Origin of the sequence: Bradyrhizobium sp. CSA207 (genome assembly GCF_029051685.1) — a bacterium.
Lineage (GTDB): Bacteria > Pseudomonadota > Alphaproteobacteria > Rhizobiales > Xanthobacteraceae > Bradyrhizobium.
The window spans coordinates 21,384-43,443 of record NZ_JAACFT010000038.1 but is presented as its reverse complement, the minus strand read 5'-3'; the positions used below and the strand labels follow the sequence as shown (position 1 = coordinate 43,443).

The window sequence follows — 22,060 nt, the reverse complement described above, 5'->3', positions numbered from 1 at the left end:
CCAATCCAACGGACCCGGTCGGGCCTCATGTTCCGATGATTACCTTCCATGCGTGATCCGGCCATCGACCCGACGGAGCGGCATCGTCTCGCATAACGACGATGCTCACGCTGCCTTCGGGTTTAGGGAACACACTCGGCCTGCGCGAACATCCACCTTTCGAGGCTCATTCCCGCACCCGCATGGCTCCTGTCTACACTTCAGACCCGCGTTGCCGCGACGCCCGCAAGACTCGGTTCCGGCCTGCCTGCTTCGGCCTTGGCCGGATGGGACTTGCACCCACAAGCATTCATCAGCTGGGCATGACGTACTCCCCGGTGGTGGTGTAGCTCGGTAGAGCAAAGCCGCCCGGACGCGCGCCTCACATAGCGCCGTAGCGGGCGGGCGGCTTTGCGGTGGTCACCGGCAGTTCTCCGGTAGGATCAGGTTGCGACACGCCAACGCAACCGAGGAACCACCGATGACCGACGACATGATGAACCTGCGCTCGCTCGTGGAGAAGACCCCCGATGCCGATCTGTTGCGCGAGATGATCGGCTTTGCCGCCCAGCGCCCTGATGGAGCTGGAAGTCGAAAGCCAGACCGGGGCCGCCTACGGTGAGAAGACCCCGAACGCCTGGCCCAGGGCAACGGTTACCGCGACCGGATTTGGGAGACCGGTGCCGGCGCGGTCGAGCTGCGCATCCCAAAGCTGCGCAAAGGCTCCTACTTCCCGGGCTTCCTGGAGCCGCGCCGCATGGCCGAGAAGGCGCTCACCGCCGTGGTTCAGGAGGCCTACGTGCAGGGCGTCTCGACCCGTTCGGTGGACGATCTGGTGCAGGCGATGGGCATGACCGGCATCTCCAAGAGCCAGGTGAGCCGACTGTGTGGCGAGATCGACGACAAGGTGAAGGCCTTCCTCGCCCGTCCAATCAAGGGCGACTGGCCGTATCTGTGGATCGACGCCACCTACGTGAAGGCCGCATCGTCTCGGTCGCGGTGATCGTCGCGGTCGGTGTCAACAGCGACGGCCGACGCGAGGTTCTCGGCATGGATATTGGCCCCTCTGAGGCCGAGACGTTCTGGACCGCGTTCCTGCGCAAGCTCGCCCGCCGCGGCCTGCGCGGCGTCAAGCTGGTCGTCTCCGACGCCCATGAGGGCATCAAGGCCACCGTGGCCAAGGTGCTCAATGCAAGTTGGCAGCGTTGCCGCGTCCACTTCATGCGCAACGCGCTGGCGCATGCCGGCGCGTCGTCTCCGCCGTCATTGCCACCGCATTTGCCCAGGATGATGCGGCGGCGGCCAGCGCCCAGTGGCGCCGGGTCCCGATCAACTCCGCCCCAAGCTGCCCAAGCTCGCGACCTTCCTGGACGAGGCCGAGACCGATGTGCTCGCTCACATGACGTTCCCACCGCAGCATCGGACCAAGCTGCACTCCACCATCGAACGTCTCAACGGAGATCAAGCGACTGCACCGAGGTGGTCGGCATCTTCCCCAATGAGGACGCCATCGTCCGCCTTATCGGTGCGATCCTGCTCGAACAGAATGATGAATGGGCCGTCTAGCGCGCCCGTTACATGACGCTGGAAACCATCGCGCCCTTGAGCGATGATCCGACCGTCAGCCTTCCGGCCATGGCCAGCTGACCAGCCCGGCTGTCGCCGGTGAACGCGGTGACCCGCCGCCAGTTACACCACGCCAGGGGACACGATCTTCTCGTCATGCATCCAGCGACGACGCCGGCCAGTCTCAACAACCTCGAATCTCAACCTGAGCACTGCACTTACTGCCGTCCACAAAAGCTATACACAGCACTCGAGCTAACCCCACAAGGCGGCCGCCCGGGGCAACATCATCAACGATCGCATCCAACCCCGAGCACAGAACTTCCGTCTGCCCTCCGTCTCCTCGTTCCTTTAGCCACACTGCTCCCGTCGAGTGCGCTTCGCGTCCGCTGGTGATTTCCGGACGGATCGTGACAGCCAACGTCGACTCCACTGAAGTCACGGGAAGTAGCGAACGACCGTTGCCTTGATTATGCGCAAGCGAGGACACGGCTCTGAATATTGTTGAGAACGGGTAGCTGCATTCTGCATTGAACAGTGGGCGCGGCCGCTGCTCGCCTGGTAGTTCTTGAGGGCGACTTGTCAATCAGTCTCTACGTGAAACCATGGCACCTGAGCTTGCGGACAACAAACTTGTGGCTGTCGGGATCCACCGATCGCGTAGGGATCGGGAGGGACGTTCCATTTGTGGAGAGACAGCCCGTAGCGAGACAACAGTCGCACTCGGCGAATCTAACGTTCCGCCGCATCTCTGCCGTACCAACGGGAATTGGGTCGGCAGATCGAGGCGTGTCGACGTCTGCGCAGCCATTGCGATCAGGGTCGCCTGGACGGCTCTCTAGTCTCCTCATCCGAGTTAAAAAAATGCGTTTTCGTTGTCGATAGCGATACTCGCCACGAGCATCGCATGATTCTGAAACTGTCGAAGCCGATCGACGACAGTATGCGATAGGCGTCCAGCGCCTCAGGAATGTTCTGCCGAGGACAACTTGTTGCACACAACTATGCCCCAGAAACATTTTGCCCTAAGGAGATATAAATCGAATTGAACTGAGAAACTGCGCCGTGCTTTCGATGAGCAGTTCTGGAGTGACGACATTGGCGCGGTTAGCCCTGATCCGCGCGCCAGCCGCGACCGGTGCACGTCCAGCGACAATGCTTCAGGTAGTCAGGGCCGCACTTCAGCTAGATGAAAAAGCTGAGACCCCGCCCTATATACGGCCTCCCGAGCGGCACGAAACCATTGCGCTGCGACGGCAGTAGTCGGAAGCGGCAGATCTTCTTCAGTAATTTGACCTTGGACATAACTAGCCAATACGTTGCCAAAGAGTGTGCCAGGTGCTGCCCCGCCCGTTGTAACAGCTGAAGGCGATCACGTTTCGGTCCAGCTTGTGAAAGCGCGGCAGGTTGTCCGAAGTTATTCCAATCGAGCCAAACCAGCCGGCTTCGAACCGGAGATCACGGAGCTGCGGAAATAGGATGCGCAGGGACCTCAGAGCCCAAGCCCGATGAACGCTGGCACTAACGCCCTTGAGAGCCCCGACGCCGCCGAAAATGAGGCGCCCAGAGTGATCCAAGCGAAAAGAGGAGAGCACATTTTGGGTGTTTTCCACGCCCCTTGACGCTCGGGCAAAAATTGAGGCCCTCAGATTCTCTGGTAGAGGTCCGGTGCAAAATTGAAATAAGGCAAGTGGATCTGCTCCTGACGAATCTGTAACCAAGGCCCCTTGCCGTAAGCATCGGTAGCGACGATCACCCACTCAGCATTCACAGATCCCGTTGCCGTGCCAATCCTCCAACGCGAACCGGTATCACTGGCGGTGAGGGCCTCACTCTGAGTGAAGATTCTAACTCCTGCCGCGAGCGCGACGCGACACAGGCCACGCACGTAAGCGAACGGCTGTACCGTGCCGGGGGTCTCTTCCGCTTTGAGCACGACTACTGCAGCACCGCGCTTCTGCCATTGTTCGGCACGGTCTCGATCTCCTGCAAGCCCTTGCGTCCGACGGCGCAATGCAGAGTGCCGGCGTGCACAGCTTCGCATTCGATCTTATACTTCTCGATCAGTTCGAAAACCTTTTGTGGTCCATGGCCGAGCAGTTCGATCAACCGTTCCCCGAATGGCGAGCCAAGCTTCTGCGAGCATATCAGGCATCCTCCTCCAATCACAACGACATCGGCCTCTGCGTCGCCTAGCAGTGTGCCGGTATAAGGCGCGGGTAAAGCAGTCATCTCCCACAGTCCGTGCGATCTCAGATCGTTTCTAGTCGTTCCACTTAGTTTATGGTCTTCAATGCTCTCGGTTCGAAATCGCCCCCACAAGAGTCAAGCATCAGGTCTCTTCGGGACGTGTTTTGTTAGTCAACATAGGCAAGACGTTCGATGCCAGCCGCCACTCGCGCGAAGCCCAAGCTGCGCCGTTGGGTGGACGGAGCTCAAACCAGCGATCGAGAACCTTGCGCACACGAAATCACCATCGGCGGCTCGCCTATTGCAAATGCTTCATCCCCCCTGCAGCTCCTTCTCGCCAAACCGGCAACGGCAATATGAAACGGCCATGCCGATCGCCTCCCGCAGTAATCACGCCTCCGCCGCTTTCTATTTGTGAACAGGGCGCCAGCATTTCGCCCCGCTTGCAATCGGCATGCCTTAAGTCGCAGCTGAGCCCATCGCGGCACGCTGTTGAGGTCCTTGTATGCTTGAAGCGGCGCGGGACGGTCACCTCGGACTGAGGAAGGCGATCCCGGAGTTCTCTCAGGCGTGCTCTGGCGGCGCTATGATGTGCACTTCTCGCGCAACGCGCTCGACTATGTTCCTCGCAACTCGACGGCGACTGCCTGCTCCAGTTGCGCTGGATGTACGACCGGCTCCGCCTCTCCGAGGTGCGACGCGATGTGGCGGCCTGGCTTGCCAAAGCGGTGGCAAATTCCCGAAGCCGATCCAGCTGGGTCGAGGAGAACATGAGGAGACGCTCGCTTAGTTCCGCCTGCCGCTCGCTGGCGCAGGCTGGTGCGGGCTCTGACGATCGAGCCCGCGAGCCTTGGCTCGAGGAATGATCGCTACCAAGAACGAGGCGCTACGCCACGGGGCCTGACGATGCTCAGGCCCATCAAGGGGATGCACGCCACCCTTTCTCCGCCGCCCGCTGCGCTTCTTGGGTGAGGCGAGCGATGCCAACTCCGAGTGATGGCTTCACCGAACCTTATGATCGATCTGCTGAACTGACACACAAACTTCAGCATTGCGTACCCTCCGATCTCATCCTTCGGGCAAATCGTCCAACCAGCAAGCTGCCTCGACGTGTGGCCGGGAGAATATCCTTCCAATCTTTTCGGGCACTTTGTTTTGATGATATCGCATATACACCCGTCCATCATCTCCCAAGTCGAGGATCTCGATTTTTCCCGTGTAGTGGGACATGATGTATTTGAATGTCTTCTCGATACCGCTGAGACGTTGGTTGATGCCGCGCGTAATCTCTACCCCGCGACGCAATGGAACCTGAAAGTGCGATGCCCCCTTCACCGGCCTGCCCTGAAAGAGATAGTAGGGGCGCACTCCGATTTGGTGACATTTGGCAAAGGTCGCTGCCAAGATATCGGGATCATCGTTGACTTTCGCGAGAAGCACGGATTGATTGAGGAATTGCACTCCCTGTGCGCGCAAAGACCGGACTTTGCGCTCCGCATCGACCGAAATCTCACCGATGTGATCGAAATGTGTAACGATTATTGAAGTCTTACCCGCTTCATGGATTCGTTGGAACAATGCCGGTAGAGCCGAATCATCAAAACGCTTGGGCTCAAAGGCCATCATTTTTGTCCCGAATCGAATTGATTCCAAATGTCTGATTGGCAGCAAGTGATCAAGGATCATATTGAGCTTGGCGGTCCTGAGCACGAACGGATCGCCTCCCGATAGCAGCACGTTCGTCATCTCAGGATGATGGCGAATATATTGGGCAGCCTTAGCGAAATCAGGTGCAATTTCATCGGACTCCTTGCCGACTATGCGTTTGCGAAAACAATAACGGCAATATGAAGCGCAACGGTCTGTTACCAGTAACAACCCGGTCCGGGCGTATTTATGCTGGAGGCCGAGCACGACCGTGTTATCGTGCTCGCCGCTCGTATCTAAACTGCCACGAGTCTCGAACTCCTCGACTGAAGGCTCCACAATGTGTTTAAGCTGCTCGTAATGACCGCTGTCGGAAATTTGATCGCGGTAGTATTTTGTGACATGATAGCGTGTGATGTTGTTGGCTTGCAGTTCACCATCGGTAGTGACGCGCGTCCCTTCGATGAATTTCATGACATGCCCCCTAACAGGCGGCGGATTGGCTGTTCTTGTCATTTTGCTGCACCTTGTCCGGTCGTGATGGGCTGCGTCCACCGGCGCGGCGATTCACTCACTAGTGGTACAACATGAACAAAGGATCGAAACCTATCTACTTTGGTGAGGAAACTTGGAATCGTATTTTGGAAGCCGGTGTTGGCAGTTAGCAGCTATCGAGGGAGGCGGAGCGTTCCCGGGCGGTAGCGGGATCACTCCGGCTTGTCGCGCGTCGCCGCTCCAGTCGAACTAGCCAACCTCACGCAAGCGTCCCGAGTCACAAGTTCCGCAATCCTAGATTCGCATTAGATTCGCCTCGCTGTGCCAAGATGGAGGATGCAGTAGCGACAGAGAACGTGATGGCGGTCGCAGTTTCGGCCACGGTGCTGGCGCTTCTGGAGCGGGCGCGCAGCGGGATCGGCACCCAAATCGAGGTGTCTATTGCATGCGCGGTGATGGAGGGCCTCGCATACAACTCGATCAGCATTGACGACCTTCTCCGCTACGCCGAGAAACGTGCTTACCGATGGACCTCTCGTACGAGTCCTCGCAGGAGCTGCGCAATCCATTTTGCCGCAATTGCAAATGTGAGGCGCATGTTCTTTGTCGTCTGCCTGGGGCACAAGCATCATGCGAGGCGTTGCTTGCAGCTTTTTGGACCGTCGCCGACGGACTTGCATGGAGACAGACACCCATCTTCCCATCCGCGAATGGCGATCCGACGTCTCGCTTGGCGGCGGTCCCTATCCAAACATTGGGTCGACAAGATCGCCGGGCGGATGAGAGCTGTCTTCCTGAACGGGCGATTGATATTTCGTGCGCGGTTGAGCTCGTAGCGACGAGCGGCGGGCAGCCGGTAGGCATCGCCGGCAGGGCTGTTCGAGCGTTGGCGAATTGAGGCGCCCGCGCGCGCCTTTTCTTCTGGCGCCGCGGGCGCCAAGCTTCCACGAAGTGCTCATACCTCGCGCTGGGTCGGCAAAGTGCATCTCCTGATTGCTAGGTCCACGATGATGGAGCCTTTGCGCATGGAGCTCAACATGCCCGCGGCTGACAAATTTCGGCGCGCTCGCGCCGGGAGAGGCAGGACGTGCCAATGACGACATTCAGCGCGAATACCACCTCTTCAACGGACTCTATCGTCGAAAATCCGGTACGAACTCGCCCTTCGAACAGGTCATCCAGTTCGCCAAGCTGGGGAAATTGAACGGTGAGGACCGTGACCTCGGCACCCAAGCCTGCCGCCATCCTCGAGCGTGAGTGCCGATACGCCCCTCCGATTACACGATGCGTGTGGGTTGGACGCCCGGAACGTCGCCGATTAGCAGCGCCCATCCACGAGCGTATCGCTTCAGCGCCGCGCCTGCCGCTTCGATCGCAAATCTTCCTCCGGCGCTCATCGGGAAAGCAGCCGAAGCTTACCGTGCGCGTCAGTCACGGTTTCATAGGCAATGTCGGTGCAACCAGACTTGACAATGCCGTTCGCCTGCTCCGGATCCGAATCCAAATGCAGATAAGTGAAGAGGATCTGGTTTTCTCGCAGCTGCGTCCGTTCGGATGGCTGAGGCTCCTTGACCTTCACGATCATCTCGCTGGACGCGAACACCTCGCGAGTAGAGGCTCGATCGTCGCACCAGCTTCGCGATAGTAGTCATTTGTCGAGCCAATTCCGGCGTTGGCTTCGGCCAGTACGCTGTAGCTGGCCACGTATTTCGCGGACGGCTCGAAACGTCAGGCCCACAGGGTATTCGTGCGTCTTGATTTCTTACGAACACCGACCTTCATTTGCAATCTCCTTAGTGAGCGGTTCTTTGTAATCGGAAGAACGGTACAAGCCTGCAGCTCGGAAGCCCAAACCGTGCAGTAATCCGGCGATCTTCGCGGCACGCTTGCAGGATTTCGAAGAGCCGACCCGGGACAGATCAAGTTCGCAGTGATGATAGCAGAGTGACCACACGGATCTCGGCTGGTCACGGCCCTAGTCAGGGCACTCGCCATCAACTTCTTCGTTGTTTTGCCCCATTCGCAGCGATGCTCGATTCGGAAATGCGAGTAGCGCTTACGAGGAGGCCTGCGGGTTCATCAAAGATGGATCGGGTTTTTCAGAAGTTTGCTGAGCGATTGACCGAAAGCTCACACCCAAATGAAGCTCAACAGAGCATGGCTGATGTCACCGCTGCGTTGAGATTGTCTTGCTTCGCATATCTTGCTTTGCCGAGAAGGCCCGGCGGTCCCCCGAACCTAATCTCGACATATCCATCTTCCTGGACCGCTCTTTATCTGCAGCGCGGGTACGAGTCCATCGATCCGGTGGTACGCCGGGCGATGCGCGAGCCTAAACCTTTCCGATGGGGACTTGGAATCGGGCCGAGAAGCCGATCGGATTCAGAACGCACGCTGTTCGAAGAAGCCGCCAAATTTGGGATTCGCTGCGGATTTACATTCCCAATCCACGATGACCATGGCGCGATCGCCGCGTTGAGCTTTGCTACCGACGAGCATCGAACGAGTTTTGAGCGCTCGTTATTCGAGCACGCCCAGAGTCTGCGGCTCATCGCAAGCTTTTTCCATGCACATGCAAAGCGCTTTTGGACGATTGATCGAATGGTCGCTGGGGTGTTGCTGTCTCCTCGCGAGCATGAATGTCTCGAATGGTCCGCGCGCGGCAAATCAGCCGGGGAGATCGGGATCATTCTCGGCATCGCTGAACGAACGGCCGGATTTCACTTGGACAACGCGCGTGCGAAGCTCGGTGTTAGCTCGCTTCGCCAAGCCATCGTGCTGCTAACCGAATCAAAATCTCGAAAATAAAGCGCCCGCCCGCCATGCATACCTGTGCAACTGCACAGGTATGCTTGCCTACGGCTCTCTGCTTAGTTGCCGAAACAAAGCAGGGAGCCAAGGATGATGCAGCTTATCACGCCGGAGCACTACGGCCAGTTCGTTCACGATCTCGCCGAGATGCACCGACTGCGCTGTCGCGTATTCAAACAGCGGCTGGAGTGGAGCGTCGAGATCAGCGGCGACATGGAGATCGACGAGTTTGATGTCCTTCGACCGGTGCATCTACTGAGCCGCTCTCTTGCCGGACGTATTCAGGGTTGCGTCCGGCTTCTACCATCGACCGGCTCAACCATGCTGAGAGACACCTTTCCAATTCTTCTCGACGGGCAGCCGGCGCCCCGAAGTTGTCAGATATGGGAGAGCAGCCGTTTTGCGCTCGATGTTCCTCCGGATGCGCCGAAAGCGAGTGGCGGACTCGCTGCCGCCACTTACGAGCTGTTTTCGGGCATGATTGAGTTCGGCCTTTCTATTGAATTGACCGAAATCGTCACTGTCACCGACGCGCGGATGGAGCGCATTCTTCGGCGCGCGGGCTGGCCCCTCCGCCCGATCGGAAAAGCTCGTCCTGTCGGAAACACCATAGCGATAGCCGGATTCCTCGAGGTATCGACCGGTGCCTTGGAGCGGATCCGCAAGATGGGGCGCATCGCGGGTCCGGTGCTCTGGGCTCCGGTCATCCGAGCGGCCGCGTAGGATTTTCAAAGCAAGACCAGTTGCGGCATCGCTCCCTATCGGGATCTCCGGTGAGCCTTAAAGATGCACAATCTCTTTCGATCAAGACCTTCTCTCCAGGCCGGCAAAGCGCTTGAACTGAAACATCTGAGATCGGCCGTTACTGCGGCCGATTGCGGCAGCTTTCGTGCAGCCGCGGAGTTACTGAGCTCGCAACAGTCTAGCATCAGCCGGAGAATTGGCGAGATAGAACACCACCTGGGTATAGCTCTTTTTGAGCGTTATAGCGGAGGAGTTCGCCCAACGCGGGCCGGCTGCGACGTTCTTCGGCTGGCGCGGACTATACTGGAAGAATTCGACGCACTCATCGCAACAGCAAGATCCATTCAAAACAGCGAAACCGGCCGGCTGAGTGTCGGCTTCTGCACTGCGCTTTCGCCAGGCAGTCTGCAAGCCTCACTGCTCGAGTTCAAACAGGCCGTCCCGCAGATCGAGGTGGTGACAGTCGAACGATCACGGACTCGCCTGGCAGCGGCACTTCGCAACGGCGTTCTCGACGTCCTGATCGTCACAGGGAACCTGCCGTTACTCGACAACAAAGCAATATCGTTATGGAGCGAGCGTGTTCTTGTCGCCTTACCTCATGATCATAACCTCGCCGCGCGCGACATTGTCTACTGGACCGACCTACGCGGAGAGACGGTGCTGCTGAGCCATGACGATGCCGGAAACGAGTTCGAAGACCTGTTGATTTCCAAACTCGTGTCGCCTGAGGATCGTCCTAAAATCGAGCGCCATGACGTCAGCCGCGGCATGATCAAGAGCCTCATCAGCATGAACACGGGAATCAGCCTGGTGCTAGAATCCGAGATGGGCATCAACTATTCCGGCCTCGTCTACCGCGAGCTGCGCGACGACGCCGGTCCGAGCCGCTTCGAATTTTCGGCATACTGGCGAGCCGACAATGAAAATCCTGCCCTGACCGCCTTCTTGAAGTTCCTCTCCCAACGCTACCCCTCACCTCCGGTTGGACGCTGACGCGCCCGCCGAGCCTTCCGGAAGTTCCTGTCGGCGGCCATGAACCGCTCCAACATGGGTGCGATAAGCTTGGCGGGATCCCCGACCGGTTGTCCTGTCTCTTTCGCGAGGATATCGGCGTAGGCCACGAGATCCCGGTGGATGCTCGCCGGCAGTTCGTGCGTGACCTTAACCGGCTTGTCGTCTTCGATTGCTCCGAGCTTCAATTTCGGCATGGTCCTCATCCTCTATATGGCTCGAGCACCAAGTCGCGGTTTACAATCACGCGCACCGGAAATCCCGGACGGATCGTCAACGTCGGCTGGATATTGAGATTGCGACGGACCACCTGCTGGCCTGTCTGATTGATCGAATCGCCTGCCCCGCGACGGAGCGCGGCGACCAGGTCGCTGTTGGTGTTACCGGTATCCGCGCCAGAATTTACCTCGGTGCCCATAGCAAGCAGGGTCGAGAGCGCAGCCGCTCCCAACAGTTCCTTCCAATGGTTGTCGACCTGGTCCTCAAGGCCGGAGTAGCCCGCCGCATCGGCACCGGGCTGACGCTCCAGCACGATCGATCGTCCATTCGGCATGATGAGCCGCGTCCAGACCAGGAGCACGCGCGACTGTCCGAATGCGATCTGGCTATCGTAAGTGCCGATGAGCCTTGCTCCTTGCGGGATAAGGCGAGCTCGCCCCGTGGGAGTATCGTACACCGCTTCCGTCACTTGCGCCGTGACCTGGCCTGGCAGGTCGGAGCGGATCCCCGTGATGAGGGCAGCTGGAATAACGGTCCCAGCTTGAACCACAAAAGGCGAGGCCGGATTTGCCAAACGGTCGGAGCTCGTTGTGCGCTTATCGACAGGTCCATTGACGAAGGCGAGTTTTCGATCCTGCGCGTTCTGGGCGAAGGCCTCATCGGAGGAGCTCGACGCCGTTGAAGGCGCCTCTCCCGGCGACGTCACGGCTGCCGGGGGCCGGACACTGGTGCTGGCAAAGACCTTGCTGATGCGCGCCGCCTCCGATTCCTGATTGACCCGCTGCTGTTCGGCATCAATGCCAAGGGCACTCGATGAGGACGAGCCTTGGGCCGCAACGATTGGCCGGCCAAGATCGCCCGGCAAAGGCGGTCCAAGCCGTGGCACGTCTTTGGGGAGCGCGGCATAGTCTTTGGGTAATGTCGTAACCTCATCGGCGACGTTGTGGTGGTCGGTCGAGTAAAGCTCTTCCGGAGCAGGCGCTTGCGATCTCTTGCCCTGCAGAGCCCATAAGGCGGCACCGCAGATCAGAACGAGCGCCAGAGCGCTGCCCCCTGCAAGCACTTTGCGGGACAGGCGCGCAACCTGCGGCGGCGCGGCGCGGAGCCGCAGGGGTTCACCTACCTCCTCCGACGTCGCGGGCCGAGCAGCATCCTCACCTTGTCCATTCCCCTGATCGGTATCGGTCACGAGGATCTCCCGTCGGTTCGCACAATCCGGACCTTCTGCTGGTGTTCCCCGCCTAATCTCAGTTCGGCGGCTGAGAAGAGACGGTCGACGATAAGCACGTTTCCAAAAGCGCGATAATTCACGAGTTCGGTGTCGCCATCAGGCCCGATGAGGAAGAGTGGCGGCATTTCGCCCTGACCGATACCGGCTGAGAATTCGATATAAACCTTGCGGCCGTCATCATAGACATTGACGGGACGCCACGGCGGACTGTCGCCTTCGATGCTGTAACGATAGCGGCGCTGTGTCAGATCCGGAATCATGGAAGTGGGCGGTAGATTTTTGCTACGCGAAGCCCTCTCCTCGGGATAAAACCACGCCACCGATGGCATATAGGGCTTCTCGCGGGAGCGAAGCTCGATCAGGTAGGTCCGCCTGTCGGTGTTGATCACGAGGTTGGTCTCGATCGCAGGGCGGGTCGGCTTCACCATGATATGCACACGGCGCGTATCGCCGCTGCCGCTCTCGGTGTCGCCAACCACCCAGCGCACGGTATCTCCGGCGGCGACTGGCCCCGAGCCAATCAGCTGCTCGCCGGGCTCCAGCGCAATATCAGTGATCTGCCCTGGCGCGGCGTAGATCTGGTAAAGCGCGCCCGGACTGAAGGAAAACACCTGCACAGCATTGAAGTAGCCGGCCTTGCGGGGCTGCACCCGTGCGGCATCGTTTGCCGTTTCGATCCGCGCGATGGGCTCCTTGGCCTCCGCATTTTTTCCGCCTCGCGCGGGCCGCCAGGAGGGCGGAACATGCAGCGGTCGCGGACGATCGTCGGTAAGGGCCGACAGATCTGGTAGCGGCGGGACCTCGCTGTCATAGCTGATCTGCGGAGGCTTGAAGACGGTGCAGCCGCCGAGGGCGGACACAGAGATCAGAAGAGCGAGCCCCAGGCTTGGCCGGACTCTCTCTATAACAAGTACAAGACCTGACAGCATGGCTAGCCGAGCTCCTTCGACCAATTGATTGCGTTGACATAGATGCCGAGGGGATTCTTCCGCAGGCGGTCGAGGTCACGCGGCACGTCCACGATGATGGTGAGAATCGCGCTCCACCGCTCAGTTGTGGCAAGCTGACCATTGTCATAGCGGCGCTCGATCCAGGCTAGGCGAAAACTCTCGGGCGAGGCCCTGATGACGCTTGAGACCTCGATGGCCACTTGTATCTTCCCGAGCTTGTCGAAAGGATTGTTGGTGCGGGCATAGTCATTGAGCGCGGCAGCACCGCGATCGGTGACAAAATCGTAGGCGCGCAGCCAGTCCTGGCGCAGCACAATGGCGTCCAGCGGCAGGCCGCGTACATGCTCGATGAACCGGGCCAGGTGAAACGCGATTTGCGGATCGCTCGGTTGATAGGTGGCATTCGCGGGCGCAACCGTTTTCGCTTCACCCAGCTGGTCAACTTCCACGACCCATGGCGTGACGGTCCCCTGGGCGGACTGCCAGACCAGGGCGCCGGCAAAGCCGGCAGATAGAAACACACAGGCAAAGGCCATGAGGCGCCAGTTCCTGGCCTGGACGCGCGCTGAGCCAATGCGGTCATCCCAGACTTGCGCGGCGCGCTGATAGGGCGTGACCGGCTCGGGCGTGCGGCCATAGTGGACGGCCGATCGTTTGAACATGTTTTAACCTCAACACGTGAATGAGATTGGGATTTCGGAAAGACGCGTCAGCGGTCCTCTTGCGAGAGATCGACCGACCCACCACTGCCACCGTGCTCGCCTGAGCGAACTGCCTGCGTCGCAGCTGATGCTCCATGACTGATCGTCTGGGCGCGCTTCATGCGGCGAACCCATGAAGGTGGACTTTCAGATGAAGAAGAGCTATTGCCAGGACCACCGCTCGTACCACCAGCTCCGGCAAAACGAGCGGCGAGGGAGCGCAATGGGCTTGCCGCAGTCGAGGCACCCGCCTCCGTCGCACCCGACAGTCCAGCTCCGCCAAAGGCGCCGCTCGCAAAAGCTCTCGCCCCGTTGGCGGCACCAACCGCCGCAGTGCCGGCCAACGCAGCGCCGGCTGAGGCAAGTCCGGCTCCGGCCGCCACCACACCACCGGCCGCAAGGCCAGCACCAATGGCTGAGCCCGCACCGAGCTGGGGCCCGCCGGAGACGATGCCGTTGGCGATACCCGGCCCGAAGATGCCGAGGCCCAACAAGGTGAGAGCGCCCAACACCAAAGCCATCGCATTCTCGATTGTGGGCTGGTTGCCGCCAAAGCCGGCCGTGAACTGCGAGAACAAGGTCGAGCCAATGCCGACGATCACGGCCAGAACCAAGACCTTCACGCCTGAAGAGATGACGTTTCCCAGGACCCGCTCCGCCGCAAAGGCTGTCTTTCCGAACAGGCCGAAGGGGATCAGCACAAACCCTGCAAGTGTGGTTAGCTTGAACTCGATCAGAGTGACGAAGAGCTGGATTGCCAGAATGAAGAAGGCGAGCAGCACGATAATCCAGGCGAACAGCAGAACCGCGATCTGGACAAAGTTTTCGAAGAAGCTGACGTAACCCATCAGGGAGGAGATCGAGTCCAGGATCGGCCGCCCGGCATCCAGCCCAACTTGCGCAATGCGACCTGGCCTTAAAAACTCTGCTGATGAAAGACTCGTGCCTGAGGCCTTAAGGCCTAAAGAGGCAAAGCTTTCGAAGACGATGCGCGCGAGGCTGTTCCAATTGCCGATCAAGTATGCAAAGACGCCGACAAACAAGGTTTTCTTGACCAGACGGGCAATAATGTCCTCTTCGGTCCCCAACGACCAGAACAGGCCCGCAAGCGTCAGGTCGATCGCCGCAAGCGTGGTCGCGAGATATCCGACTTCGCCGCCCAAGAGACCAAACCCGGAATCGATATATCGCGTAAAAGTCTCGAGGAACTGGTCGATGACACCGGTGCTGGCCATCGGTCACTCACTTTGGGCAGGAACGGTGGGGTAGCCGGAAGGCAAGCGGCTGTTGTCCTTCGGCGGCACGGGTGATGATGGCCCAGCGCTTGCCGGCTCGCCGTCCGAACGTTGCGAAAACCTATCCTTTTGATTGAGGAATTGCCGGCGCTGCTCGGCCCAGATCTTCTGGCATTCAAGAAGCGCGTCCCGCTGCTCGTAGGTGATGTCGCGGCACCGCTCGAGCTTGGCCGCCACGGGATTTTCCGCGTGGCTTAGCGCGGCACGCGACTGAGCTGATTCGGTTTCGTTGTCACGGAGCCGGATTGCGCAGGCGGCAACGACGAGGACAGCGAGCGCCAAGGCGATCGCGGCAGGCAGCCGTTCAAATCTAGTGGTCATTAGTGGAACATCTTCACGGTTGTGGGTTGATAGGCTTGGCCTTGGTGAAGGAAGCGCCGGAGCTGCTCCCGGCCCTGATCCTGGGCCACGGCACGTTGGGCCACCTCAAGAGATTGCGAGCGTCCTTGGGCTGCGACGGCGGCCGTCAGATCGGCAAGCTGCTGCGCCTGAAGTGCGATCAGCTGATTGCCGGCCTGGCTTGCCTGCAACGCGCCTGTCGCCCCCTGGCTGGCGGTCACAAGCGCAGACAATTGCGTGCGGTTGGTGTCGAGATTGCCGACAACGGTGGCCTGGACCCGCATGGCATCTTGGAGACCCGCCACCGAATTTTGCCAGCGCGCTTGGGCGTTACGGATCAGTATCTGGTCGGACGTGCTCGCCGATGAGGGGGCGTAGGTGGTTGAGAATGCGCTGTCGATTTGCTGGACCTGGTAGCCAATTCTCTGCGCCTGAGCGAGAAGCTGCTGGGTGCGCTGGATCGATTGCTCGAGCTGTTGCAATGATGAGTACGGCAGGCTCGCGAGGTTCTTGGCCTGATTGATCAGCATCTGCGCCTGGTTCTGGAGCGACGTGATCTGGTTGTTGATCTGCTGCAATTCGCGCGCGGCCGTCAGCACATTCTGCGCATAATTGTTCGGATCGAACACGATCCACTGCGCAGCGGCTTGCCGAGGCGCCCCCGAAAGAGCAATGGCGATCAAGCTCGCCGCCAGGAGGAAACGGAGCCGCCTCATGAGGAGCCTCCGTTCCCGGCAAGCCGCGGAATGAGATCGCAGGCCCAACCAAGGTCGCGCGCCTGCAGCCACCCCCTGACGAATTCCTCCCTTCCCTTCTCGGCTATCACCCGCTCGATGAGCGCCTGGTCGGCTTTGGAAGACGCGGCCGTAAAAGCGAGCGCGATTTCGCCAAGACCGAGCTCGAACAGTCGATTACCGCAGCGCGACTGGCAGTAGTAATCCCGTTTGGGTGTTGCGCGAGCGAGGATCTCGATCTGGCGGTCGTTCAGTCCAAAGCGCCGATAAATCGCGGTGATCTGTGGCTCGATCGCGCGGTCGTTCGGGAGCAGAATTCGGGTTGGACAGCTCTCGATCACCGCGGGCGCGATTTTCGACCCATCGATGTCCGCAAGCGACTGGGTCGCGAAAATGACGGAGGCATTCTTCTTGCGCAGAGTCTTGAGCCATTCGCGAAGCTTCCCCGAAAACCCGGCATCGTCGAGCGCGAGCCAGCCCTCATCGATGATAAGCAGCGTTGGACGGCCATCAAAACGATCCTCAATCCTGTGGAACAGATAGGCGAGCGCTGCCGAGGCGACGGGCGTCCCGATCAATCCGTCGGTCTCGAAGACCTGGACGGATGAATCCCCAAGCTGCTCACCTTCGCCATCCAAGAGCCGCTGATATGGCCCACCTAAGCAGTAAGGGTGGAGTGCGCGCTTCAAGGCATTGGATTGGAGAAGAACGGAAAGTCCCGTGAGCGTACGCTCTTGAAGGGGAGCCGAGGCGAGTGACGCCAGGGCCGACCAAACGTGATCCTTGGTTTCGGGGCTGACATCGATGCGTTCACGGGCGAGAATCGCGGCAATCCATTCGGAGGCCCAGGCGCGCTCTGTGATATCATCGATGCGCGCAAGAGGCTGGAGAGCGACAAACTCACTGGTTTCGCTACCAATCGCGCCGCCGAGATCATGCCAGTCTCCTCCCATGGCGATGCTGGCTGCCCGGATCGACCCGCCGAAATCGAAGGCAAAGATCTGCGCCTCGTCATAGCGGCGGAACTGCAGCGCCATGAGCGCGAGCAGAACCGACTTTCCGGCTCCCGTCGGCCCGACAACCAGCGTGTGCCCGACGTCCCCAACATGCAGTGAAAACCGGAATGGGGTCGATCCCTCGGTCTTGCCGAAGAATAGCGGCGGCGCCTTCAAGTGGTGGTCCCTCACCTCACCGGCCCATACGGCCGAAAGCGGGATCATATGGGCGAGGTTCAAGGTGGAAAGCGGCGGCTGACGGACGTTGGCGTAAGTTTGTCCCGGCAGGCTGCCGAGCCAGGCTTCCACCGCATTAACTGTCTCCACCATGCAGGTGAAGTCCCGCCCCTGGATCGCTTTCTCGACGAGCCGCAGTTTTTCGTCGGCGGCGCCGCCATCCCTGTCCCAGACCGTGACTGTCGCTGTGACAAAGGCCTCACCGATCTGATCCGAGCCCAGTTCCTGAAGCGCGCTATCTGCATCAATCGCCTTGTTGTGAGCATCACTATCGAGAAGACTTGAAGCCTCATTCGTCATCACCTCCTTTAGGATCGCGGCGATCGACTTCCGCTTGGCGAACCATTGCCGTCGGATTCGGGTCAGGAGCCTTAAAGCATCCGCCTTGTCGAGCATGATGGCCCGGGTCGACCAGCGATATGGAAAGGGCAACCGATTGAGGTCGTCGAGAATCCCGGGGGTGGTCGCGGTCGGAAAGCCCACCACCGTCAGAACGCGCAAATGCGCCTCGCCCAGCATCGGCTCGAGTCCACCCGTGAGCGGCTGATCGGCAAGTAGCGCGTCGAGATACATGGGGATCTCAGGGACGCGAACCCGATGCCGCCTGGTCGAAATCGTCGAGTGCAGGTAGGTCAGCGTTGCCTCATCATCGAGCCAGCTGCATTCCGGCATAAACCCTTCCACAAGCTGCAAGACGCGGTTGGTCCGGTCGATGAAGCCGCCCAGCACCTCTCGTGCATCGGCGGCGCCCGTGCGATGACTGCCCTCGTACAGGAGCCGCTCAGCCATGGCGGCGCCCTCCGCTGGCGGCAAATAAAGGAAAGTCAGGTAATAGCTCGATTCGAAATGAGCGCCTGTCTCTTCAAATTGCGCTTTCCGCTCCGCGTCGACCAGGCTTGACGCCGCATCCGGAAAAGTACTCGCAGGGTAAGCGCCGGCCGAATGACGCTGAGCCTCGACGAAAATTGCCCAGCCAGAACCTAGCCGTCGGAGCGCATTGTTCAGCCGCCCAGCGACGGCGACGAGTTCAGCCGGAACGGCACTATCGAGATCTGGTCCACGGAACCTTGCCGTACGCTGAAACGAGCCATCCTTGTTGAGAATGACGCCCCTATCGACCAGGGCCGCCCAAGGCAGGAAGTCGGCAAGACGCGTGTTCGAACGGCGATATTCGGCAAGATTCATCATATGCAACTCTAGGAGCTGAGGTGGCCTGGAATGCGGACGTGCCGGCGCACGACTTCCACGAAATCGGGATCGCGTTTTGCGGCCCAGACGGCGGCCATGTGGCCGACGAACCAGAGGAGAAGGCCGGCAACCCACAGGCGCAGCCCAAGACCGAGTGCAGCCGCTAACGTGCCGTTGGCGATCGCCACGGCGCGCGGCGCACCGCCCATCAGGATCGGCTCGGTGAGCGCACGATGCACGGGCGCGATAAAGCCTGCGATAGGCTCCTCCATCAGATCACCACGCCGCCGCCGAAGGAGAAGAAAGACAGAAAGAAGCTCGATGCCGCAAAGGCGATGGACAGACCGAATACGATCTGAACCAGGCGACGAAAGCCACCAGATGTGTCGCCAAATGCGAGCGAGAGCCCGGTCACGATGATAATGATGACCGCGATAATCTTGGCGACGGGACCCTCGACCGATTGTAAAATCTGATTGAGCGGCTGCTCCCACGGCATATTTGAGCCAGCGGCCCAAGCCGGGATACTGCCCAGCCAAAGGCTCACAATTGCTGTAGCCGGAATGCTGGCGCGGCGGAGAGATGAAGGCTTGCTCATGAGCGGTCTCCAATTGCAGAAAGGCTGTAATCACCTGATGCTCCCAAGCCGGTGACGCGGGCGAGCTCGCCCAAGCGGCGTTCGGCGCCGCGGCCGCTGAGCACCGCGATCACGTTGATTGTTTCGGCGATAAGCGGACGCGGGACTGTGACAACAGCTTCCTGGACGAGCTGCTCGAGCCGACGTAACGCCCCAAGCGCCGTTCCGGCATGGATCGTGCCGATTCCACCAGGATGTCCTGTGCCCCAAGCCTTGAGCAAATCGAGCGCTTCGGCTCCGCGCACCTCACCGATGGGAATTCGATCGGGGCGCAGACGGAGCGACGAGCGGACCAGGTCGGAAAGCGAGATCAAGCCGTCCTTCGTGCGGAGCGCCACGAGGTTTGGCGCCAAGCACTGAAGCTCGCGCGTATCTTCGATGAGAACGACCCGATCAGTCGTTTTAGCGACCTCCGCGAGAAGGGCATTGGTCAGTGTCGTCTTGCCGGTCGAGGTGCCGCCGGCGACCAGAATGTTCTTGCGCGCGCGAACTGCATCCCTCAATGCACCGGCCTGATCCGGCGTCATGATGCCGACTGCGACGTAATCTTCGAGGCTGAACACGGCAACCGCCGGCTTTCTGATCGCTAATGTTGGCGCGGCAACGACCGGCGGCAGCAGCCCCTCGAACCGCTCCCCCGTCTCGGGCAGCTCGGCAGAAATCCGTGGGCTCCCGGGGTGAACCTCGGCACCAACGTAGTGAGCCACCACGCGAATAATTCGCTCTCCATCAGAGGGGGATATAGTCTTGCCAGTATCCGTAAGGCCGCTCGACAGACGGTCGATCCACAGTCGGCCATCGGGATTGAGCATCACCTCGACGATTTCCGGTTCTTCCAAAAACCCAGCGATGGCGGGCCCCAGCGCGGTACGCAGCATACGCGCTCCGCGCAAGTTCGCTTCTGAATCAAAAGAATGGATCGGCACGATTTGCCCCAAGCTGCTGAGGCCGCTTCGGCGCCCTCATCTGGAGGCAAATAAAAAGCAGGACCTGTATTACCGCAACAAAGGGAATATGCCGTTCGTAGCCTAGCGTAGAAGAAGAAACATTTGAAAGAGCTAGCTTGACGCCACGCCTCGTCGACGGCGAGGCGAGAAATCAGCAATGACCAATGATCCGGCGTTTACTATTTCTACGCCTCTCGCGGTAGCGATGTTTGCTCAGGCTCCGTTGCTTCTCCTGAACCAGTGCCGCTCGCCCACGTGGGCACGATTGAGATCCCGCATTTTTGAGGAAGCTCAGCCGGGAATAATGAACCACACCAGCCGGCGGGCTGCCGCAAACACCAATGTCGAAAGGCTGGTCTGGTACACCACCCCGAGTGTCGCACCCGCTGCAGGACCATTTCTTCCAAATCAGGCCGGCCGACTACTGCACGAAAATTGCCAACGCAAAATGCAGGAGTTCAAAGAGTGATTTCCGCAAGTTCTGGAAATCTCAACGCCTTTAGCTGGCGCTCCCGAACAGGATTGAACCGCGACTTTTGCTGGCCCGCGGCATTCTGTTGGCGACGGTATTGACCGTCGCATGGCCGAGCTGAGCTCGCACATCTACTTGAGCTGCGCGTGTAGCGAGACATGGTCGAGTTCGCCTTCCCACCAGGACACAAATACTGCGGCAATACCGTTCCCGATAATGTTCGTAAGCGCGCGCACCTCGCTCATAAACTTGTCGATCGAGAATACGATCGCAATGCCCGGGACAAGCTCAGGACTGACCACCGTCAACGTTGCGGCCAGGGTGACGAAGCCGGCACCGGTAACACCGCTTGCGCCCTTCGAGGTGAGCATCGCCACAACCAGTATCGTGAGCTGCTGGCCAAAGTTGAGATCGACCCCGAGCGCCTGTGCGATGAACAACGTCGCCAACGTCATGTAAATGTTGGTGCCGTCCAGATTGAAGGAGTATCCGGTCGGCACCACTAGGCCAACGACTGGCTTGGAACAACCCAGCCGTTCGAGCTTTTCCATCAACTGCGGCAGCGCGCTTTCGGACGACGACGTTCCGAGCACGATCAGCAGCTCATCCTTGATAAAAGCGATGAACTTGAAGATAGAAAAGCCGACCAAGCGCGCGATCAGGCCAAGCACAATGATCACGAAGAGCCCGGCTGTCACATAGAACAGCGCAATCAATCCGATGAGTTTACCGAGCGCGGAGGGTCCGAATTCGCCGATGGTGTAGGCCATCGCGCCGAACGCTCCGATCGGCGCGGCCTTCATCACGATCCTAATGACACCAAACACCGCGTGCGCAGCATCGTCAACCAGACCGCGCATCCGCTCACCCCGCTCGCCAAGCGCCATCAGCGAGAACCCGAATAGGATGGCAAACAGCAGCACCTGTAGCACGTCGCCTCGCGCCAGGGCGCCAACCACGCTATCAGGAATGATATTGAGGAGGAAATCGACTGCCTTCTGCCCTTCCGCCCTTTTGACGTAGTTGGCTACCGCCGCGGCATCAGCCCTGGGAGCGAGCCCATGACCGGCCTGAACGAGATTGCCCATCGCGAGACCCAGGACGAGCGCGAAGGTGGACACGATCTCGAAGTAAAGCAGCGCCTTGACGCCGACTCGGCCGACCTTTCGTGCGTCCTGAACATGCGCAATTCCGGACACAACAGTGCAGAAGATGATCGGCGCAATTACCATTTTGATCAGCTTGATGAAACCGTCACCAAGCGCTTTGACCCAGCTGCTCGTCCCCACAGCAGGCCACAACCAGCCAACGAGAATGCCAACCAGGATCGCGATGAGTACCTGGATGTAAAGAACTTTGTACCAGGGGCCAGATGGCTGGAACAGGGCGGCGGCTTTGACAGAGCGGCGCTGGCGGTGAATGTACATCATGCTCGACCCGGCGCCGTGGTATCAAAGAGGGGTGACAATGAAGGTACGGCTTCGCTCAGTGTTCCTTCGGTGCGGGGCGCAGGGGACTCTGACCGCTCCAGATGGCCCCGTCCATTGCCGCGGATTGGCGCCTCTCCCGAATCGGCTTGTGGTCGACGCGAAACGAAGTTCTGAATCGCTTCTGAGAGCAGCGATAGAAACTTGAGAAAGCTTCCTTGAGAGCTGGAAAGCATCAGCGT

General features: G+C 59.6%; 19 protein-coding genes and 2 pseudogenes. 5 read left to right on the top strand and 16 right to left on the bottom strand.

Going from position 1 to position 22,060, the window contains the following annotated elements; genetic code table 11:
• Window positions 1-460 precede the first annotated feature (460 nt).
• Window positions 461-1,626 (top strand): annotated as a pseudogene (locus tag GWG65_RS32930) (IS256 family transposase).
• A gap of 1,087 nt (window positions 1,627-2,713) precedes the next feature.
• Here GWG65_RS32930 and GWG65_RS32925 read toward each other — a convergent pair.
• From GWG65_RS32925 to GWG65_RS32910, 4 genes and pseudogenes are all read right to left on the bottom strand, one after another.
• Window positions 2,714-3,777: pseudogene (locus GWG65_RS32925) on the bottom strand (FAD-binding oxidoreductase).
• 1,026 nt (window positions 3,778-4,803) lie between these two features.
• The gene (locus GWG65_RS32920; protein WP_275199658.1) at window positions 4,804-5,856 is read right to left on the bottom strand and encodes a KamA family radical SAM protein; all 1,053 of its coding nucleotides are present in this window, start codon (window positions 5,854-5,856) and stop codon (window positions 4,804-4,806) included.
• A 1,053-nt stretch (window positions 5,857-6,909) separates the two neighbouring features.
• On the bottom strand, window positions 6,910-7,110 hold the full coding sequence (locus tag GWG65_RS32915; RefSeq protein WP_275199657.1) for a hypothetical protein: 201 nt from the start codon (window positions 7,108-7,110) through the stop codon (window positions 6,910-6,912).
• 160 nt (window positions 7,111-7,270) lie between these two features.
• On the bottom strand, window positions 7,271-7,456 hold the full coding sequence (locus GWG65_RS32910) for a hypothetical protein (RefSeq protein ID WP_275199656.1): 186 nt from the start codon (window positions 7,454-7,456) through the stop codon (window positions 7,271-7,273).
• Between the two features lie 506 nt (window positions 7,457-7,962).
• Here GWG65_RS32910 and GWG65_RS32905 point away from each other — a divergent pair.
• The 3 genes from GWG65_RS32905 to GWG65_RS32895 all read left to right on the top strand — a co-directional run bounded on the left by GWG65_RS32905 (window position 7,963) and on the right by GWG65_RS32895 (window position 10,428).
• Window positions 7,963-8,685: a LuxR family transcriptional regulator gene (locus tag GWG65_RS32905; RefSeq protein ID WP_275199655.1), complete on the top strand. Its 723-nt coding sequence runs from the start codon at window positions 7,963-7,965 to the stop codon at window positions 8,683-8,685.
• A 93-nt stretch (window positions 8,686-8,778) separates the two neighbouring features.
• Window positions 8,779-9,411 carry an acyl-homoserine-lactone synthase gene (locus tag GWG65_RS32900; protein ID WP_275199654.1) on the top strand — a complete coding sequence of 211 codons (633 nt, stop codon included), beginning with the start codon at window positions 8,779-8,781 and terminating at the stop codon, window positions 9,409-9,411.
• Window positions 9,412-9,474: 63 nt separating this feature from the next.
• Complete coding sequence (locus GWG65_RS32895) at window positions 9,475-10,428, top strand: LysR family transcriptional regulator (protein WP_275199653.1); 954 nt, start codon at window positions 9,475-9,477, stop codon at window positions 10,426-10,428.
• Here GWG65_RS32895 and GWG65_RS32890 read toward each other — a convergent pair.
• From GWG65_RS32890 to trbB, 11 genes are read right to left on the bottom strand one after another with little or no spacing between them, the layout of a single operon-like run.
• Entirely contained in the window at window positions 10,401-10,643 is a 243-nt protein-coding gene (locus GWG65_RS32890; RefSeq protein ID WP_275199652.1) for a DUF2274 domain-containing protein, read from the bottom strand. The two genes, GWG65_RS32895 and GWG65_RS32890, sit on opposite strands and share 28 nt — an antisense overlap.
• A gap of 5 nt (window positions 10,644-10,648) precedes the next feature.
• Entirely contained in the window at window positions 10,649-11,854 is a 1,206-nt protein-coding gene (locus tag GWG65_RS32885; RefSeq protein WP_275199651.1) for a TrbI/VirB10 family protein, read from the bottom strand.
• Window positions 11,851-12,825, bottom strand: a complete 975-nt coding sequence (gene trbG, locus GWG65_RS32880; RefSeq protein WP_275199650.1) for a P-type conjugative transfer protein TrbG — start codon at window positions 12,823-12,825, stop codon at window positions 11,851-11,853. The genes GWG65_RS32885 and trbG overlap by 4 nt, the downstream gene beginning before the upstream one ends.
• A 2-nt stretch (window positions 12,826-12,827) precedes the next feature.
• Window positions 12,828-13,508 (bottom strand): conjugal transfer protein TrbF, encoded by a 681-nt coding sequence (trbF, locus tag GWG65_RS32875; protein WP_275199649.1) that lies wholly within the window; start codon window positions 13,506-13,508, stop codon window positions 12,828-12,830.
• Window positions 13,509-13,555: 47 nt separating this feature from the next.
• Window positions 13,556-14,782: a P-type conjugative transfer protein TrbL gene (gene trbL / locus GWG65_RS32870; protein ID WP_275199648.1), complete on the bottom strand. Its 1,227-nt coding sequence runs from the start codon at window positions 14,780-14,782 to the stop codon at window positions 13,556-13,558.
• A 3-nt stretch (window positions 14,783-14,785) separates the two neighbouring features.
• On the bottom strand, window positions 14,786-15,124 hold the full coding sequence (gene trbK-alt, locus GWG65_RS32865; RefSeq protein WP_275199647.1) for a putative entry exclusion protein TrbK-alt: 339 nt from the start codon (window positions 15,122-15,124) through the stop codon (window positions 14,786-14,788).
• 38 nt (window positions 15,125-15,162) lie between these two features.
• Entirely contained in the window at window positions 15,163-15,897 is a 735-nt protein-coding gene (gene trbJ, locus GWG65_RS32860; protein WP_275199646.1) for a P-type conjugative transfer protein TrbJ, read from the bottom strand.
• Window positions 15,894-18,335 (bottom strand): conjugal transfer protein TrbE, encoded by a 2,442-nt coding sequence (trbE, locus tag GWG65_RS32855; RefSeq protein ID WP_275199645.1) that lies wholly within the window; start codon window positions 18,333-18,335, stop codon window positions 15,894-15,896. The genes trbJ and trbE overlap by 4 nt, the downstream gene beginning before the upstream one ends.
• A gap of 8 nt (window positions 18,336-18,343) precedes the next feature.
• Window positions 18,344-18,607, bottom strand: coding sequence for a VirB3 family type IV secretion system protein (locus tag GWG65_RS32850; RefSeq protein WP_275199644.1), 264 nt, complete (start codon window positions 18,605-18,607; stop codon window positions 18,344-18,346).
• On the bottom strand, window positions 18,607-18,933 hold the full coding sequence (locus GWG65_RS32845; protein ID WP_275199643.1) for a TrbC/VirB2 family protein: 327 nt from the start codon (window positions 18,931-18,933) through the stop codon (window positions 18,607-18,609). Before GWG65_RS32845 ends, GWG65_RS32850 begins: the two co-directional genes overlap by 1 nt.
• Window positions 18,930-19,850 carry a P-type conjugative transfer ATPase TrbB gene (gene trbB / locus GWG65_RS32840; protein ID WP_275199642.1) on the bottom strand — a complete coding sequence of 307 codons (921 nt, stop codon included), beginning with the start codon at window positions 19,848-19,850 and terminating at the stop codon, window positions 18,930-18,932. Before trbB ends, GWG65_RS32845 begins: the two co-directional genes overlap by 4 nt.
• A 226-nt stretch (window positions 19,851-20,076) precedes the next feature.
• Between trbB and GWG65_RS32835 the strand changes: the two genes are divergently transcribed.
• Complete coding sequence (locus GWG65_RS32835; protein WP_275199641.1) at window positions 20,077-20,388, top strand: hypothetical protein; 312 nt, start codon at window positions 20,077-20,079, stop codon at window positions 20,386-20,388.
• A gap of 134 nt (window positions 20,389-20,522) precedes the next feature.
• Here GWG65_RS32835 and dctA read toward each other — a convergent pair whose 3' ends face one another.
• Complete coding sequence (dctA, locus tag GWG65_RS32830; RefSeq protein ID WP_275199688.1) at window positions 20,523-21,818, bottom strand: C4-dicarboxylate transporter DctA; 1,296 nt, start codon at window positions 21,816-21,818, stop codon at window positions 20,523-20,525.
• Between the last annotated feature and the right edge of the window lie 242 nt (window positions 21,819-22,060).

Excerpts from the sequence above, each read along its gene's own strand:
- dctA (WP_275199688.1), bottom strand. The coding sequence starts at position 21,818 with ATGTACATTCACCGCCAGCGCCGCTCTGTCAAAGCCGCCGCCCTGTTC.
- trbG (WP_275199650.1), bottom strand. The coding sequence starts at position 12,825 with ATGCTGTCAGGTCTTGTACTTGTTATAGAGAGAGTCCGGCCAAGCCTG.
- GWG65_RS32905 (WP_275199655.1), top strand. The coding sequence starts at position 7,963 with ATGGATCGGGTTTTTCAGAAGTTTGCTGAGCGATTGACCGAAAGCTCA.
- GWG65_RS32890 (WP_275199652.1), bottom strand. The coding sequence starts at position 10,643 with ATGCCGAAATTGAAGCTCGGAGCAATCGAAGACGACAAGCCGGTTAAG.
- trbF (WP_275199649.1), bottom strand. The coding sequence starts at position 13,508 with ATGTTCAAACGATCGGCCGTCCACTATGGCCGCACGCCCGAGCCGGTC.
- GWG65_RS32835 (WP_275199641.1), top strand. The coding sequence starts at position 20,077 with ATGACCAATGATCCGGCGTTTACTATTTCTACGCCTCTCGCGGTAGCG.
- trbB (WP_275199642.1), bottom strand. The coding sequence starts at position 19,850 with ATGCTGCGTACCGCGCTGGGGCCCGCCATCGCTGGGTTTTTGGAAGAA.
- GWG65_RS32900 (WP_275199654.1), top strand. The coding sequence starts at position 8,779 with ATGATGCAGCTTATCACGCCGGAGCACTACGGCCAGTTCGTTCACGAT.
- GWG65_RS32895 (WP_275199653.1), top strand. The coding sequence starts at position 9,475 with ATGCACAATCTCTTTCGATCAAGACCTTCTCTCCAGGCCGGCAAAGCG.
- trbL (WP_275199648.1), bottom strand. The coding sequence starts at position 14,782 with ATGGCCAGCACCGGTGTCATCGACCAGTTCCTCGAGACTTTTACGCGA.
- GWG65_RS32920 (WP_275199658.1), bottom strand. The coding sequence starts at position 5,856 with ATGAAATTCATCGAAGGGACGCGCGTCACTACCGATGGTGAACTGCAA.
- GWG65_RS32850 (WP_275199644.1), bottom strand. The coding sequence starts at position 18,607 with ATGGAGGAGCCTATCGCAGGCTTTATCGCGCCCGTGCATCGTGCGCTC.
- trbE (WP_275199645.1), bottom strand. The coding sequence starts at position 18,335 with ATGATGAATCTTGCCGAATATCGCCGTTCGAACACGCGTCTTGCCGAC.
- GWG65_RS32845 (WP_275199643.1), bottom strand. The coding sequence starts at position 18,933 with ATGAGCAAGCCTTCATCTCTCCGCCGCGCCAGCATTCCGGCTACAGCA.
- trbJ (WP_275199646.1), bottom strand. The coding sequence starts at position 15,897 with ATGAGGCGGCTCCGTTTCCTCCTGGCGGCGAGCTTGATCGCCATTGCT.